Source organism: Halomonas sp. FeN2 (assembly GCF_020595105.1).
GTDB lineage: Bacteria > Pseudomonadota > Gammaproteobacteria > Pseudomonadales > Halomonadaceae > Vreelandella > Vreelandella neptunia.
The window spans coordinates 3,146,109-3,162,586 of record NZ_CP074200.1; the positions used below are offsets into that span (position 1 = coordinate 3,146,109).

The 16,478-nt window shown below is 56.0% G+C and carries 13 protein-coding genes; 3 read left to right on the plus strand and 10 right to left on the minus strand.

Annotation, left to right across the window (positions count from 1 at the left end):
• Window positions 1–79: 79 nt before the first annotated feature.
• Together bfr and KF947_RS14585 are read left to right on the plus strand one after the other, a co-directional pair.
• Window positions 80–562 carry a bacterioferritin gene (gene bfr / locus KF947_RS14580; protein ID WP_009288515.1) on the plus strand — a complete coding sequence of 161 codons (483 nt, stop codon included), beginning with the start codon at window positions 80–82 and terminating at the stop codon, window positions 560–562.
• A gap of 346 nt (window positions 563–908) precedes the next feature.
• Window positions 909–3,080, plus strand: a complete 2,172-nt coding sequence (locus KF947_RS14585; RefSeq protein WP_227404272.1) for an esterase-like activity of phytase family protein — start codon at window positions 909–911, stop codon at window positions 3,078–3,080.
• 227 nt (window positions 3,081–3,307) lie between these two features.
• Here KF947_RS14585 and KF947_RS14590 read toward each other — a convergent pair whose 3' ends face one another.
• From KF947_RS14590 to KF947_RS14630, 9 genes are all read right to left on the minus strand, one after another.
• Window positions 3,308–4,774 (minus strand): carbon starvation protein A, encoded by a 1,467-nt coding sequence (locus KF947_RS14590; protein ID WP_227404273.1) that lies wholly within the window; start codon window positions 4,772–4,774, stop codon window positions 3,308–3,310.
• Window positions 4,775–4,962: 188 nt separating this feature from the next.
• Window positions 4,963–5,514, minus strand: coding sequence for a superoxide dismutase family protein (gene sodC, locus KF947_RS14595; RefSeq protein WP_227404274.1), 552 nt, complete (start codon window positions 5,512–5,514; stop codon window positions 4,963–4,965).
• 81 nt (window positions 5,515–5,595) lie between these two features.
• The gene (locus KF947_RS14600; protein ID WP_227404275.1) at window positions 5,596–6,768 is read right to left on the minus strand and encodes a M20 family metallopeptidase; all 1,173 of its coding nucleotides are present in this window, start codon (window positions 6,766–6,768) and stop codon (window positions 5,596–5,598) included.
• Window positions 6,753–8,174 carry a M20 family metallopeptidase gene (locus KF947_RS14605; protein WP_227404276.1) on the minus strand — a complete coding sequence of 474 codons (1,422 nt, stop codon included), beginning with the start codon at window positions 8,172–8,174 and terminating at the stop codon, window positions 6,753–6,755. The genes KF947_RS14600 and KF947_RS14605 overlap by 16 nt, the downstream gene beginning before the upstream one ends.
• A gap of 38 nt (window positions 8,175–8,212) precedes the next feature.
• Window positions 8,213–9,229, minus strand: coding sequence for an ABC transporter ATP-binding protein (locus tag KF947_RS14610; RefSeq protein WP_227404277.1), 1,017 nt, complete (start codon window positions 9,227–9,229; stop codon window positions 8,213–8,215).
• The gene (locus KF947_RS14615; protein WP_227404278.1) at window positions 9,226–10,275 is read right to left on the minus strand and encodes an ABC transporter ATP-binding protein; all 1,050 of its coding nucleotides are present in this window, start codon (window positions 10,273–10,275) and stop codon (window positions 9,226–9,228) included. Before KF947_RS14615 ends, KF947_RS14610 begins: the two co-directional genes overlap by 4 nt.
• The gene (locus KF947_RS14620; RefSeq protein ID WP_227404279.1) at window positions 10,268–11,176 is read right to left on the minus strand and encodes an ABC transporter permease; all 909 of its coding nucleotides are present in this window, start codon (window positions 11,174–11,176) and stop codon (window positions 10,268–10,270) included. The genes KF947_RS14615 and KF947_RS14620 overlap by 8 nt, the downstream gene beginning before the upstream one ends.
• Window positions 11,177–11,187: 11 nt before the next feature.
• Window positions 11,188–12,105 (minus strand): ABC transporter permease, encoded by a 918-nt coding sequence (locus KF947_RS14625; RefSeq protein WP_227404280.1) that lies wholly within the window; start codon window positions 12,103–12,105, stop codon window positions 11,188–11,190.
• Between the two features lie 76 nt (window positions 12,106–12,181).
• Window positions 12,182–13,699: an ABC transporter substrate-binding protein gene (locus tag KF947_RS14630; RefSeq protein WP_227404281.1), complete on the minus strand. Its 1,518-nt coding sequence runs from the start codon at window positions 13,697–13,699 to the stop codon at window positions 12,182–12,184.
• 182 nt (window positions 13,700–13,881) lie between these two features.
• Between KF947_RS14630 and KF947_RS14635 the strand changes: the two genes are divergently transcribed.
• Complete coding sequence (locus tag KF947_RS14635; RefSeq protein WP_227404282.1) at window positions 13,882–14,847, plus strand: LysR family transcriptional regulator; 966 nt, start codon at window positions 13,882–13,884, stop codon at window positions 14,845–14,847.
• A gap of 32 nt (window positions 14,848–14,879) precedes the next feature.
• Here KF947_RS14635 and KF947_RS14640 read toward each other — a convergent pair whose 3' ends face one another.
• Window positions 14,880–16,403, minus strand: a complete 1,524-nt coding sequence (locus KF947_RS14640; protein ID WP_133730908.1) for an ABC transporter substrate-binding protein — start codon at window positions 16,401–16,403, stop codon at window positions 14,880–14,882.
• Between the last annotated feature and the right edge of the window lie 75 nt (window positions 16,404–16,478).

The window sequence follows — 16,478 nt, forward strand, 5'->3', positions numbered from 1 at the left end:
CTTCTCTCCAAACGTAACTGCTTGATCGTATTGTCTAAACTAGATTAAACATCAGCATTACAGTAGAAAAGGTGACGTTATGAAAGGTGATACGAAAGTTATTGAGCATCTCAATAAGGCGCTCGGCAACGAACTCGTTGCGATCAATCAGTACTTTTTGCACGCCAAGATGTACAAAGACTGGGGCCTAAAAGCACTCGCCAAGTGGGAATATGATGAGTCCATCGAAGAGATGCAGCACGCTGACAAGATTATCGAGCGCATTCTATTCCTGGAAGGCATTCCCAACCTGCAAGACCTGGGCAAGCTGCACATCGGTGAAAACGTCAAAGAGATGCTCGAAAGCGATCTAAAAATCGAGCACGATGGCCGCAACGACTACATTGAAGCGATCACCTATTGCGAGAGCGTTAAAGATTACGTGACTCGCGATATGCTGCGTGACCTGCTTGCTGATGAAGAAGACCATATCGACCACATCGAAACGGAACTTGGTTTGATCGACAAGGTGGGTATCCAGAACTATATGCAGCGTCAAATGCAGATGGCAGGCGACGAGTAAAACGCTATCGCGCGTATGTATAGAAACAAGCTAGCAACCAAAACTAGCTAAAAGCAGCCAGTCAGGGCTAACTGACTGGCTGCTTTCGTTCTAAAGTCTCCTTTAACCTATCGATTTTCCCGCTTCCCTTTTCCCCTATATCTTCCTTCACTACTTATCCATCTAACATTTTCGCGGCAACCCGCGTTTAGCGCTGAGGTGTGCCGATAGCCAGCGGTGCTAACTTAGCCAGTGAGTGTCATAAGCCTGACATCGTCATGGTGTTGGATAGTTAATCGGACAAAGCAAGTTTCATAACCTAATCAGTCAGTCGTTTCTGAAGCTTAAGCAAGGGATTAACTCAATCATGATACTCAAACGCAGACCAATACTGTTGGCGCTGGCTGCTATGCTGGTCGCCACGCAAGCGGCAGGTGCGGCAGATAAATATTTCAACCGCATCGCCAGCTTCGCGGTTCCCGATAATATGGCCGAGGGCGAAGATCGTACACGCGAGACCGCGCCTGAAATCATTGCTGCCTCCGGTGATGGCATGACGTTGGTGTATACCGATAGCCCGCTGGGCGTGATCGGGCGCATCGATATCAGCGACCCGGCTCATCCGCAACCGCTGGGTAATATCGTTATGGACGGCGAGCCTACGGCCGTATCGGTGCTCGGCAATATTGCCTATGTCGGAGTGAATACATCGGCTTCCTACAGCGAACCTTCCGGTGAGTTGCGCACGGTCGATTTAACCAGTGGCGAGATACTCTCCTCCTGCCCGCTGAACGGGCAGCCCGATAGTGTGGCTTCCGCTGTGGCACCCGATGGGCGCTTTGTCGCTGTCGCCATTGAGAACGAACGCGACGAAGAGGCCGGCGATGGACGTGTACCGCAGATGCCCGGCGGTTCCGTGGCACTGGTGAGGATCAATGCAGAAGGGCTGATTAACTGCGACAGCCTGCTCTACGCCGACGTAACCGGGCTCGCCGAGATCGCCCCCGAGGATCCCGAGCCGGAGTTTGTCGATATCAACACCCTGGGTGAGATCGTCGTCACCGTCCAGGAGAACAACCACCTTGTGGTGCTCGACTACGCAGGAAAGGTGGTGGCGGATTTCAGTGCCGGGACTGTCGACCTGGACGGCATTGACGCCAGCGATGACGGTGCGCTGATTTTCAACGAGCAGCAAGCCGAGCGCCTGCGTGAGCCGGACGCTTTGCAGTGGATCGACGACGACCACTTCGCTATTGCCAACGAAGGCGATATGGATGGCGGCGCGCGCGGCTGGACAATCTTCAACAAGCGCGGCGAGGTGGTATACGAGTCAGGTACTTCATTCGAGCGCGCGGTGATTGAAGCGGGGCACTACCCCGATAAGCGTTCGGATGCCAAGGGCAGCGAGCCGGAGGGGATGGAGTTTGCGGTGTTCGAAGATACGCCCTATGTCTTCCTGCTTTCCGAGCGCGGCTCGCTCGTGGGCGTTTATGACGTTAGCAACCTGGCCGAACCGCAGCTCACCCAGCTATTGCCCTCGGGCCTGTCTCCCGAAGGCGCCGTGGCGATTCCCAGCCGTGGCCTGTTAGCCACCGCCAATGAAGGGGATCTGGGCGAAGACGGCGGCCCCCGCGCCCATGTAATGATTTATCAATATCAGGATGCGCCAGCGGTCTATCCCACCCTGACCTCGGCGGGCGCCGATGAACTGATAGGCTGGGGCGCACTTTCTGGTTTGGTCGCCGCTGACGACGTACTTTATGCGGTCAACGACAGCTTCTACAGCGCCCAGCCGCGCATCTTTACCATAGACCCCTCAGCCTCCCCGGCGCGGATTACTGCAGCGCTGGACGTGACCCGCAACGGTGAGCCTGCGCTAGGGCTGGATATGGAAGGCATTACCACCGATGGTGAAGGTGGCTTCTGGGTCGCTTCCGAAGGTAACGACAAAGGCCTTGCCAACACCCTTTATCATGTGGGTTCCGACGGCGAAATTATCCAAGGAATTGAACTGCCCGAGGTGCTCGCTCAACAGGCATTGAAGTGGGGATTAGAAGGCGTTACGCGCATTGATGATCAGCTCTGGCTGGCGGTGCAGCGCCCTTGGAAGGATGACCCCGAAGGCATGGTCAAGCTACTGCGTTTTGATATCGACAGTGGCGAGTGGGGCGCTGTTCATTACCCGCTGGATAACGTGGAACAGGGTTGGATTGGCCTCTCCGAAATCACCGCCCATGGCGATTGGCTGTATTTGATCGAGCGCGACAACCAAATCGGCGCCGAGGCGAAGGTCAAGCAAGTGACCCGCATTGCACTGGATGGCTTGGAACCCGCCCCGCTGGGCGGTGAGCTGCCGGTGGTTGAGAAACAGCTAGTACGCGACCTGATTCCCGACCTAGCCAGCTACAACGGCTTTGTGGTGGACAAGATTGAAGGAATGGCGATTAACGATACTGGCAACGCCTGGCTGGTCAGCGACAACGACGGTGTGGACGATAGCTCCGGCGAGACCTACTTCTGGTCAATACCGCTAGAGTAGTCCCTGCCTGTATTCGTCTATACCACAGTAGTATGGAAGCGATAAACATGAGGATTAGGGGAGAAAAGATAGGATAAAAGAGATAGGAGAAAAAGCGAGGGCACGCATCAAACACGGTTATGTGGATGATGTGTGCCTTTTTTTGTGGCGTGGCTCTTGTGTGGAGAGTGCCTTGTGAAGAGCGTTCTGTGAAAAGAGTGTGGCGGTAACGTTCTGGAGCCGCCTAACTATTTAGCTGAAATCGCCTCACCGTTATCCACAGACTGGCTCAGTACCGGCTCATCAACGGCAAAAGTTGCCCGGCTTAGGCGACGGACACGCTTCATAAACAGCGCAATGCAAAGAAGCGTGCCTAGCGCGGCCACCACATAGCTTAGCTGTAGCGGTAGACCAAAACCGATCGGCGCGTAGGCTAAGTAGGTAAACGTGGCCATGGTCATAAAGGTGGCGGGGATCGAGGTAATCCAGTGAGGCTTACGTGACAGCACCAGGTACATGGTGCCTACCCAAAGCGCGATCACAGCGGTGGTTTGGTTGGCCCAGGAGAAGTAGCGCCACAGCAGTGTGAAGTCCATGTGCGTTAACGCGTAAGACACCACAAACAGCGGTAGAGCGACCATGATACGTTTGATGATCGGCTTTTGATTGATTTTAAGGTAGTCGGCGATGATCATCCGCGCGCTGCGGAAAGCGGTATCGCCAGACGTAATCGGCAGCACAATAACGCCGAGTACCGCCAGGGTGCCGCCTACAGCGCCGAGCATGGTGGTAGACACTTCGCTTACCACCGCGGCAGGGCCACCGGCCGCCAGCACATCGGAAAGCGACTGGTCTCCATAAAACAGGCTCATGGCAGCGGCTGCCCAGATCATCGCGATAATGCCTTCGGTGATCATCATGCCGTAGAAGATTTTGCGACCATTGGTTTCGTTTTGGGTGGTGCGCGAAATAATCGGCGTTTGGGTAGCATGAAAACCGGAAAGCGCGCCGCAGGAGATGGTTAAAAACAGCAGCGGGAAAATTGGTGCGGCGTCAGGGTGCATGTTCTGGAACGAGAGCTCGGGAATCGGAGCGCCAGTAACGATTAAGCCGATACCGATACCCGCTGCGCTGAACAGTAGCAGGGCACCAAAGTAAGGGTAGATGCGACCGATGACTTTATCGATCGGCAGCAGGGTGGCAATCAAATAATAAATAAAGATAGCGACGATGATCAGCGTTAACGACAGCGAGGTCATATTGGCCAGCAGCGCCGCGGGCGAGGTGACGAATACCGTACCGACTAAAAGCAGTAGCAGAATCGCGAAGCCATTGACCACATGCTTCATCGCTTTACCCAGGAACTTGCCGGCTAGTTGCGGCAAGTGAGCGCCGTGGTTTCGGATCGAGATCATGCCGGTCAGGTAATCGTGAACAGCACCGGCAAAGATACAGCCAATCACAATCCACACAAATGCCACCGGTCCATACAGCGCGCCGAGAATCGGGCCAAAAATAGGGCCGACACCGGCAATGTTTAATAACTGAATAAGCGAATTGCGCGTAGTGTTCATCGGCACATAGTCGATGTTGTCGCGCATGCTGAAAGCAGGCGTCTGACGCTTGCGGTCAGTGACAAACACACGCTCAACGAATTTCCCATAGGTAAAGTAGCCCGCTATCAGCAGCAGGATCGATACGATAAAGGTGATCATCTAAGGTACCTAGAGCAGTGAGGGGGGTGGGCGAGCATGCCGGAGAGCATACAAGCAGGCACTTTTTTAGCAGGGCTGAATGTACAGATAACCACTATAAAATCACAGTTAGACTTTAGTGGGCCGTAAGCAAAAAAATGGACAGCCACGTGGCTGCCCATTTTGTCGATTAACAACAACGGTAAAGCTTAAGACTCAACGACGCCGCAGGCCATCCGGGTGCCGCCGCCGCCCAAGTGGGGTTCATCTTTGTAGGTGTCGCCACCTTCATGGATCATCAGGCTGCGTCCTGGCATATCTTCCATGCTTAGGCGAGGGGCTAGAACTGGCAGGTTAGCTTCGCCCTCTTCATTAACGGTTAGCACCGGCAGGTCGCCTAAATGACCTTCTCCATAGGGGCCTTGGTGCGTGCCGGTTTCTTCGGGGTCATAGTGACCACCTGCGGACAGTGCAGCGGTCATTTCGCCTTCATCATTCTCGGCAGGGTCACAGCTGGCGTTCTGGTGGACGTGAAAACCGTAAACACCGGGCTCAAGATCCGTCAGCGAGGGTGTCAACAGTAAGCCGTGATCCGTATGCTCAAGGGATACGGTACCGATTGACTCTTCATTACCCTCGGTGCTGACTTTATGCATCTCGACATCAAGCGTTTCATTGGCTTGTGCCGCTGAGGTAGCGAGCAGCAGCGAGGCGGCAATAGCGGTAAGCGGTGTTGAGAAACGTATAGTTGAATAGCGCATGTTGATCTCCTTCCGAATCCATGGAAACGCTGTAGCAGCGTTGCCTACTCAAGGTAGTTGGCTAGCAGTTACATTGCCAATTTAACGTGCCGAAGCAAAGGATACATCGTGCAAATTCAATAACGTAGCAGCGAGTGCCTGAGTGCGCGGCACCAGTGTGTCCAGCAAACAGTACTCTTCGTCAGTGTGCATTTTTGCGCCGACAGGGCCAAGACCGCACAGAGTGGGAATGCCCAGGCTGGCCGTCCAGCCCGCATCAGAACAGCCGCCAGTGAATTCGCCGTCAACAGCAAACCCGATCACCTTAGCCTGAACCTGATAAAGCTCAAACAGCGCACTGCTCATACGCGCTTCGAGAGGATAAAATTCAGAGGTTTGTTCTATGGTCGCAAGAGTGCCGGGAATGTCGGGTTCAGCGATAATCGCCTCAATGGCTTTATAAAGCTGATCACGCTGGGCAGTGGTTACAAAACGAGTGTCCAACTGTGCCGACGCGAAAGGCGCGACGGTGTTACGTGATACTCCGCCGGTGATGGTGCCCACATTGGTGGTGATGCCTGCCTCATAGTCGGTTAACGCATGCAGCTTGATGATTTTTTGAGCGAGTGCTTCTATCGCGCTGGCGCCATCGGCATGGCTAACCCCCGAGTGAGCGGCCTTGCCGGTGACTTCGATTAAGAAACCAGCGCCCCCTTTGCGGCCCGTCACCACATTGCCGCTGACCCGCCCTGGCTCAACATTTAAGGCGGCGCGTGCCCCCTGGGCGGCCGCTTCGATAAACGCTCGCCCATCTGGCGAGCCAATCTCCTCATCAGCGGTAAACAGAGCGCGAACGGGAAGCGGGCAGTTGGGCAGGCGGCTTAATGCGCGCAGCACAAAGCAGTTCATCACCAGGCCGCTTTTCATATCGGCAACGCCAGGGCCAAAGCCAACGTTGTCTTGCTGGGTGTAGCCTCGGTTAGCCACGGTGCCGTTGGGAAAAACCGTATCGCGATGGCCCATTAACAGCACATGGCCTTGGCCATCTCCGCCCAATTGCGCTTCTAAAATATCCCCTGACTCAGGGCGCGGGTGGCGTATCACCGTGATGCCATCCTGCTCAAGCCACTGGGTAATCAGGTCGGCCACCTCATCGTTGCCCGCTTTGTCGTAGCTATTGGAGTCGATATTGACCAGGGCCGCTAAGCAGTCAACCATTGCCAGCTGCTGCCCCTCCAGCCAGTCATAGGCTTGCTGTATTAGAGGCTCTTGCATAACGCTCGCTCCTTGTAAATCTCTGCACCTTGGACACTCAAATCCCAGAAAAGCCCCGCCATTAATATAAGCGCTTCTGAAGCGATACTCCCCAGCAGATGTTCATCGGGGGCGTGTTGCGAACAGGCGGGGTAGGAGTGCGGCACCCATAGCGTCGGTAAGCCCAGCGTTTCGGCAAAAACATCGTTAGGTAGTGAACCGCCTAGGTTAGGTAACAGTGTGGGCGTTTTATTCGTCGACAGTTGCATCGAGGTTAATGCCCAGCTCACCCAAGGGTCTTCAGGGTCAAGCCGCGTAGCATTCATCTGTGACATGCGCGCCGCGCTCACTTCAATATCGCTATAGCCGCGTTGATCCAGATGGCGGCGTAAATGGGCAAGAAAGTTATCCTGATCGCTGCCGACCACATAGCGCAGCTGGCAGTGGGCGTAGGCATGGGGGGGAATCGCATTGGCCGGGGCGTCAGGGTTGCCGGCTTTCATGGCGAGCACTTCGAGTGTGTTCCAGCCGAATAGACGTTCAGCGGGGGACAACCCTGGCTCACCCCAGTCGCTATCGATGGAGGGGGCATTATCACCGACACCTACTTTGAGTAAGGCTAGGGCGCTGCGCACGGCATCAGGAATCGGCTCTGGGCGTAACCCCTGAATCTGGATCACGCCGTTGGCATCCACCAGGGTAGCCAAGGCATTGGTTAATCGCACCGCCGGGTTTTTTAATACCCCGCCCCAGTTGCCTGAGTGGTGGGCACCTTCCCGGGCCTGTAGCTTAAGGTCGAAGTTGAACGATCCCCGCGAGCCTAAAAATAGCGTTGGCGATTCGGCGTCTAAACGGGGTCCGTCAGAACCAATAAATACATCAGCTGCCAAGCGCTCGCGATAGCGGTGGCAGACCTCTTTTAGCCCCGGCGATCCGGTTTCTTCGCCCATCTCCAGCACCAGCTTAACGTTATAGCCCAGGTGCCCGCCGCTGGCTTTCAGCACGCAGCCGAGCGCGGCTAAATTGATGGTGTGCTGGCCTTTGTTATCCGCGGTGCCGCGCCCATACCAGCGATCCCCCCGCTGGGTGATTTGCCATGGCGACAGCCCTTCGGCCCACTGGTCGTCATAGCCGCGTATCACATCGCCATGGCCGTAGGTCAATACGCTGAACGTAGCCTCAGGTTCAAGGCGTTCAGCGAGAAGAAAAGGCCCAAACCCTGCCACCGGGTTATCGACAATTTCCCATGTAAAACCGAGCTGCTCAATGTCTGGGATAATCTGTTCCGTCAGATAAGCGTGCAGTTCCTCCTGCCTATTCGATTCCTGGCTTTCGCTGCGGATGGCAATACGCGGTGCAAGCTGATGATAAAACTCGCCGCTATCAAAGTAGGCTTTGGCATTATCCAGGGCGTGTTGGCGCGTCATAAGCATTCCTTTTAACGTTAGGTATTAGGTCACCGTATTTAGGCGAAGTGGCAGGCCACCCGCGCCGGGTTGTCTTGATAAGTGCCTTGAGAAGTACCTGGAGCGGTACTCTGAGCAATAGCGCTCAGGGAGGGCGCTTGCTGAGCACACTCTGGCTGCGCCATCGGGCAGCGGGGATGGAAGGCGCAGCCTGACGGTGGCTGCGTGGGGTCGGGTTGGCCTGCCCCGAGTCCGATATCAGGCACGCCTAAGCCAGGTTCAGGGGTTAGCGCGGAAGCCAGCAGTGCTTGGGTATAAGGGTGGCGGGGCGATGTGAAGATTTGTTCACGGGTGCCCTCTTCTACAATCCGCCCCAGGTACATCACCGCGAGCCGATCTGCGAGATGTTCCACTACAGCAAGATCATGGCTGATAAAAAGGTAGGTAAGGCCAAACTCCTCTTTCAGGTCGAGCAGGAGATTGAGTATCTGGGCCTGAACCGACACATCCAACGCTGAGGTGGGCTCATCACAAATCACCAGGTCGGGGCGCATAATCAGCGCCCGGGCAATCGCCACCCGCTGACGCTGCCCGCCGGACATTTGCCCTGGGTATTGCTGTGCGGCGCGTTTGGGCAGCCCGACCAACTCGAGCATCTCATCCACCTTGGCTGCCTGCTCCTTAGGCGTGCCAATGGCGTGAATCCGCAGCGGTAAGCCAACGATTTGGGCAATCCGTTGGCGCGGGTTAAGCGACGAGTAAGGGTCTTGGAAAATCGGCTGTATATGCCGGGCAAGTGCCTTTTGGTTAGCGTTAACGATCGCTTTGCCGTTGATCAATACATCACCCGCGCTAGGGGGTGTTAGCCCTAGCAGTATTTTGGCTAGGGTGCTTTTGCCACAGCCCGACTCGCCCACCAGCCCCATTACCTGGCCGCGGGGCACGCGTAGCGATACATCGTTGACGGCTGTTAAGGTTTGACTCTTATGTAGCATGCCGCCGCCCAGCTTGAAAGTTTTGGATAGCCCGCAGAGTTCCAGAGCGAGAGGGGTACGACTACTGACGGCACTGTTCATAGCGTTACCTCCTGAGTGTTTAGCTGCGCTGGGTTTGATAGCTGATGAGCAAAGTGGCAGCGCGACAAGTGCCTATCTGCGACGGTTTGCAAGGGCGGTGTGGTGTGACAAAGTGCATCCGCTTGGTCGCAGCGATTACAAAAGGCGCAGCCGTCAACTTTCTCTACCAAGTTGGGCACTACCCCTGGAATAGCCTGCAAGCGGCTGCCCGGCAGTGTTTTGCCCGGTGTCGGTATGCAGCGCAGTAATCCTTGGGTGTAGGGGTGGCTAGGGGCTTGAAAGAGCGACTGGGCAGAGGCGGTTTCAATGACCTCGCCGGCATACATCACGGCGACTCGGTCGGCGATGCGGGCAACGACGCCCAGGTCGTGGGTGATGAAGATAACCGCCGTGCCAAACTCCTGCTGTAAGTCGCGCAGCAGGTGCAGAATTTGTGCCTGAATGGTGACGTCCAGGGCCGTGGTGGGCTCATCGGCAATAATCAAATCGGGTTCGCACATTAGCGCCATGGCGATCATTACCCGTTGACGCAGCCCGCCCGAAAGCTGGTGGGGGTATTGGCGCATACGCTCTTCGGCGGCGCTGATACCTACCCGCTCGAGCAAATAGAGGGCGCGGTCGTGGGCTGCTTTACGCGATACCCGTTGGTGGCGGCGCAGGGCTTCACATAGCTGATTGCCTAGGGTATAGGCGGGGTTGAGGGCGGTCATGGGCTCTTGAAAAATCATCGCCATGCGCGCACCGCGCAGGTTGCTGCGCTCACGCTCAGACACCGTAAGCAGATCAACGCCGTCAAAGTTGAGGCAGTCGGCGTTTACCTGCGCCTTGCGCGGCAGTAGGCCCATTAATGCCAGCGAAGTCATCGATTTACCACATCCCGATTCGCCCACCAGGCAGAGCATTTCACCCCGCTCAACGTGAAAGTCGATTCCCCGCACGGCGTGTAGGGTGCCTTTTGCTATCGGCAAGTCGACACGCAGCTGTTTAACGGTGAGCAGCGGTGAGGCGGGCGCTGTTGAACGCTCCGCTGAAGAGGGATTACTCATTGCGGCCTCCCGGTGCGCTTAAATCGCGCAATCCATCGCCTAGCAAGTTAATCGCCAGCACCAAAATAAATAGCGCGCTGCCGGGAATCGTAATCACCCAGGGCTGAAAGAACATATAGGCTTTGCCTTCGGCGATCATCAGCCCCCAGGAGGGCGAGGGGGGCTGCACGCCCATCCCCAAAAACGATAGCGTTGCTTCGAGCAAAATGGCGTTGGCGACTTCGAGTGTGGCCACCACGATGAGGGCACCGGCAATATTGGGGAGCACTTCGCGCAGCAAAATATACGGCAGCGGACAGCCTAGCGCCTGAGCGGCTTGCACATACTCAGCATCGCGCAATTGCTGGGTAGCCGAGCGGGCAACGACGGCAAAACGATCCCACAGCAGCAGCCCTAGCAATAGTGTTACCGAGAGCATCGACCCACCCATCAGCGACGCCATGGCCAGGGCTACCAATACCACGGGCATAGCAAGGCGAGTGGTTAGTAGGTAGCTCACTACGGCATCAACGCGACCGCCGAAGTAGCCTGCCAGCACGCCTAAGGTGGTACCAATCAGCCCTGAAATCAGCGCCACCACCAGCCCGATAAAGAGTGAAATCCGGGAGCCATAAATCAGACGGCTCAGGTAGTCGCGGCCGAGGCGGTCGGTGCCTAAGGGGTGCGTCCAGCTTCCGGTTTCATGCCAAATCGGCGGCACCATGCGATTGGCGGTGTCCTGTAAATAGGGGTCATGGGGGGCTAGCCATGGCGCCAGAAGCGCTACCACCCCTAGGGTCGTAATGATCAATAAACCGATAGCTAAACTGCGGTTGTTAAGCGTGCTGCGCAGGAAGCGCGACTGCCAACTACCGACTAAGTGTTGCTCTGCCGCCACCGGTGGGGAAAGGGTGTGTGCCATGGTGTTCTCCGTTAGCGCGCGCGTAGGCGTGGGTCTAAAACTGCGTTGAGAATGTCGGCAAGCAGCGTTAGCACGATATAGAACAGCGCAATGATCAAAACGATGGCTTGAACCACCGGGTAGTCATTGCGGGAAATCGCGTTCCAGGCCAGTTGCCCCAGCCCACGCAGTGAGAACACGGTCTCTATCACCACCGAACCGCCGAGCATAAATCCCAGCTCCACGGCGGCCAGCGCCACTACCGGAATCACCGCATTGCGTAGCGCGTGTTTGAAGATCACCGTACCGGTGCGCAGCCCTTTGGCCCGGGCGGTGCGGATATAGTCTGCCTCGAGTACTTCCAGCATGCCGCTGCGGGTGAGGCGCATCATGGCGGGGGTGGCGTAGTAGCCCAGTGCAATGGCGGGCAGTACAAAGCCTTGCCAGCTATCGCTACCTGCGGCGGGAAAACACTGCAGCTTGACGGCAAATACAATGATCAGCGTTAAGCCAAACCAGAAATTGGGCATGGCCTGGCCAGTCACCGCAATCGCCATGGCCATGCGGTCTATCCAACTGCCCCGCTTGAGGGCAGCTACTACGCCGAGGGGTATAGACACACCCAGGGCAATCGCCAGCGACATTATTCCAAGGGTCATGGTCACCGGTAGGCGCTCGACCACCAGATCCATGACATCGCTCTGGTAGTAGTAAGAGCGCCCAAAGTCGAGCTGCACCGCTCCCCATAGCCAGGTGGTAAATTGCTCAAGCACCGGGCGATCCAGGCCGTATTCAACGCGGATTTGCTCAACCTGTTCAGCGGTGGCCTCTGGGCCGCCAATGGAGAGCGCCAAGTCCCCTGAGAGCTGCAGCAGACTAAAACAGAGCACCGAAATGGTGAACGCGACGCTAAGGGCTATCAGCGTGCGCTTGAAAACAAATGCCCGCATAAAGCATCACTCCCTCGCTGCGGAAAGCGAGCCGTGGCGAGATTGCCACGGCTGCCGTCAAGTCGATCAGGCGCCGTTACTTCCAGCTCGCCTCGTAGAAACGGGGGAGTTCGTCAGGGTAGGCGGTGAAGTCGAGATCAGCGGTGTGAGCGTAGTAGGTGGAGTAGGAGAACAGCGGCGCCCAGTACGCTTGCTCGGAAATGCGGGCGAAAGCTTTTTGGTAGTGCTCTAAGCGCACATCAGGATCTACCGAGGTATCGGCGACTTGTAGCCACTCCTGCACCTGAGTGTCCTGCCAGAGATCGTCAATGCCGCCTGTGAAATAGACGCTAACGAAAGCCGAGACATCGTTAATAGAGAAGGAACCCCAGGCTTTGAAAGCCATATCGGTTTGGCCGTTGCGCTGAAGCTCCAGTAACGCGGGGGAGGTCATAAAACGCAGGTTGGCATTAATGCCCACTGCACGCAGGTCGCCAATCATCGCTTCGGCGTAATCCCGTTCACGGTAGGCGTGCAGGTCAATCTCGAAGCCATCAGCGTAACCGGCCTCGGCGAGTAGTTCGCGGGCTTTTTCGGGGTCGTACTCATACTCGATGACGTTCTGCGTTTCACAGCCGAACTGGGTGGGAAAGCAGGGGGCATAAAGAGGCTGGCTGCCACCGCGCACTAGATCGTTAGCGAGGCCTTCCCGGTTCATGGCGTGGTTAATGGCCTGACGCACGCGGATATCATTTAACGGCGACTCTTCCCGCATGGCGGCATCCAGGCCGATATAACCGACCCGCATGGTTTCGCCGCCTAACACGCTAAGCTGTGGCATGCTCCCCAGCGATTCAGCTTGATCCGACGGCACGCGCCAAATCCAGTCGACTTGCCCCGACATTAACTGCGCCATGCGTGAGTCCGCATCGGCAATCGCTTTGAACTCGATGCTCGCTATTTCCGGCTGGCCAATCGGGCTGTCGGCAAAGTAGTCATCAAAGCGTCTCAGGCTGACGCCGTCCCCAGGGCGGACGTTGGTTATCCGGTAAGGGCCGGTACCTACGGGCTCACGGCTGAAGCCTTCAATACCCACTTCCTGGAAATACTCATCGGGGTAAATCGGCATTGGGCCGGAAAGGTACTCAAGGGCTGCCGGGAAAGGCTCTTTGAGGTGAATGCGGACTTGGTAGTCATCAAGCTTCTCAACGCTTTCGATCCAGTCAACATTTTGGCGCGTCACCACCCGTGATTCGGGGGACACTGCATAGTTGAAAGTGAAGGCTACATCGTCAGCGTTGAAAGCTTCGCCGTTGTGAAAGGTCACGCCTTCGCGGAGTACAAGATCCAGGGTTTTGTCATCGGCCCACTCCCACTCGGTGGCCAAACGCGGTTCGTACTCGTTGGTTTGCGGGTTGCGATAGATCAGCGTGTCCCAGGCCAAATGGGCGAGGATAACCCCTTCACGCAGGTTGTTGTGGTAGGGGCTGACATTTTCAGGTTCGCTGTCAGAGGCATAGACCAGCGTATCGTTGGCCTTGCCAGCTAATGCGGGTGTCGCGATGCTGAGTAAAGCAAGTGATGTAACGCAGTAGAGAGTTCTAGGTGTTTGCATGCCATACCTCGTTTTTTAATAAGGGAAGGTTATGAGCGTTTGGCGTACCAGCGAGGCTTGTTGTTTTTTAGATGAGCCGTCACCTTGAATTAAAACTAAGCTATTAATCAGCCATGCTACCAGTGCAATGTTTAGAATTTATCATTGCCGTTTTGGCAATGCTTATGGCGAGGGGAGCCACTATGAATCCACGCGTATTACAAGAAACGGCGTTACGTTACTTTCTCGAGGTGGTTCGCTGTGGCTCCATTAGTGAAGCCTCCGGGAAGCTGAATGTGGCGCCCTCCGCCATTAGCCGTCAGATTGCCCGGTTGGAAAGCGAGTTGGATACGCTACTGTTTGAGCGCCGTGCGCGGGGTATGGTGCCCAGCGCCGCAGGAGAGTTGCTGGCGGTACATGCCCGCCACATGCAGCTTGAGGCAGACCGTATTGGCAGCGAAATAATGGCGCTGCGTGGTTTGCAGCGGGGTCAGGTACGTTTGGCTAGTTCGGAAGGTTTTGCCGTGGATTTTTTACCCGCGGCAATCGCGGCTTTTCGCAAGCGTTACAGCGGTATTCATTTCCACCTGATGGTGGGGGCGCCCGCCCAAGCGACCCGGTATGTCAGGGAAGGCGATGCAGATATCGGCATTACCTTTAGCCTCAAGCCCGAGGCGGACATTAATGTTGCCCTTAGGCAGCCAGCGCCAATTATGGCGCTGGTTTCTCCACACCATGAGCTTGCCGTTAAAAAACATATCTCGCTGGCGCAGCTTCAGCGCTATCCACTGGCGTTGTCCTCGCCAGACACGACCCTGCGCCAGCTGTTTGATATTTGCTGTAGCCGACAAAATCTGGCGTTTGAATCCATTTTTAGCAGCGATTACACCGAGGCTTTGATTAACTTCGCGATGCTCGGGGGCGGTGTGGCGCTGGCGGGGGAAATATCGGTGCGCTACCGCATTCAGCAACAGCGCTTAGTGGCGATTCCTATTCGAGACCAGGGTATGGATTCCCGCTTTATTGAAGTCCAGACACTTGCCAAACGCACATTACCGACGGCGACACAGGCGTTTTTAGCGTTTCTAAAAGAGCATATTCCGCCAGGGCAACTGCCGCTTTTTCCTACTCAGCAAGCACCAACTGCCGATCACGCACCTTTGCCATAACGTGAGGGAGCCATGATCCGCGCATGCACGCGTCATTTGGCCCACTCCATCTGATCAATGCGGTAGCTGCGCTCTAGCGGATCCATGCTAAAGCCCACCACTTCATTGCTGACGACGGCGGTCTGCGGGTACCACGCCACCGGGATAAGTGGCATTTCTTGATGTAAACGCTCGGCTATCAGTGAAGCCAAATTGTTGAGTTCCTGCTCATCAGTAGATTGACGCAATGTATCTAGCCATTCGGCAACCTCGTCATCACGCCAATTCATGGTGCCCCAGGCCCCGCCCATCTCCTCGGGCTTACCACCAATATCATCGAGAAGAGAGACAAGGGGGTTGGGCACCAAGCCGTAATTACGCCCAATTAACCCCACCTCTAAACTGCCATCATGGTGGCCTGAAGGGATCGCGCTGGCATTGCTTACGACAACTTCAAGATCAACCCCCAGCCTTTGCCACTGGCGCTGAAGGGCGGTCGCCACCAGCGGCAGCTCGGGCCGATCAGCTAAGGTGCGCAGGGTCAGTTTAAACGGCTGACCGTCGCGCGTAAGAAAGCCATCCTCTCCTATCTGCCAACCTAGTTCGAGCAGTAGCGCTCGCGCCTTTTCAATATTCTGGGCACTGGAAGGGGCAACGCCTATATGCCAGATACCCAGGCTCTCAGGGAATAGTTCTGCCGCCGCTGCCTCTGGCATACGCAGCAATTCGCTGGCAATGTCTGCCCGGTCAATAGCCAAGCTAAGAGCTTGGCGGGCGCGTTTATCCTCAAGAAACGGGTGGCCAGCATTGAGTTTGAGCAAAATGGTGCGCGGCAGCGGCTCACTGAGTATGGAAAGGTTGGCGTTGCGGCTTAGGCGTGCCTGGCTGGCGAGGTCAAGAGTGAAAACGATATCCGCATCGCCGCTTTCCGCCATTAGGGCTCGAGTTTCACCGCGGCTCACCGCTAAATAGCTAGCCGCTTTAATGGAGGGGGCGTCACCCCAATAATCGTCGAAGCGAGTCACGGTCATAAACTGGGGCAGACTAATTTCGTCAACCTGATAGGGCCCGCTGCCGATCACCTGGGTAACGTCTCCATTCTTGGCAAATGATGCCTCGGCAAGAATCAGCGTTGAAGAGTGTGCCAGCAGTGCTGGAAGGGGAGCAAACGCGCTCTCCAACTCAATCACGACACTATTTCCATCGGCTTCCAGGTGGGTGATGGGGGCTGTATTCAGCATGCCGGGTTTGGCCATGGAAGCCTCTAAACTGTTGATGACCGCCTCCACAGTGACCTCTGTGCCGTTATGAAAGAGGGTGTTCTCGCGGAGGGTAAAACGCCAGTTAAGACCATCAGCAGAAACCTCCCAACTGATCGCCAGCCCCGGCGCCAATTGCCCCTGGTTGTCGGTGTCCACGAGCGTTTCGGCTACCCGCATGCGGCTGAACACATACCCAGATACTGCCGGATCCATCTTTTCGATGCCCCAGGGAGCCACAATATCCAGGCTGCGTTCCGATGCCCAGGTATTCAAAGACGTTAGGATGGCGAGACACGCAGCATAAAAGCGTTTCATCAGAGACTCCTTATTAACTATTGACATTATCTCATCACATCTCGTTGGTTGATGAGAAACATTACCGTATAAGGC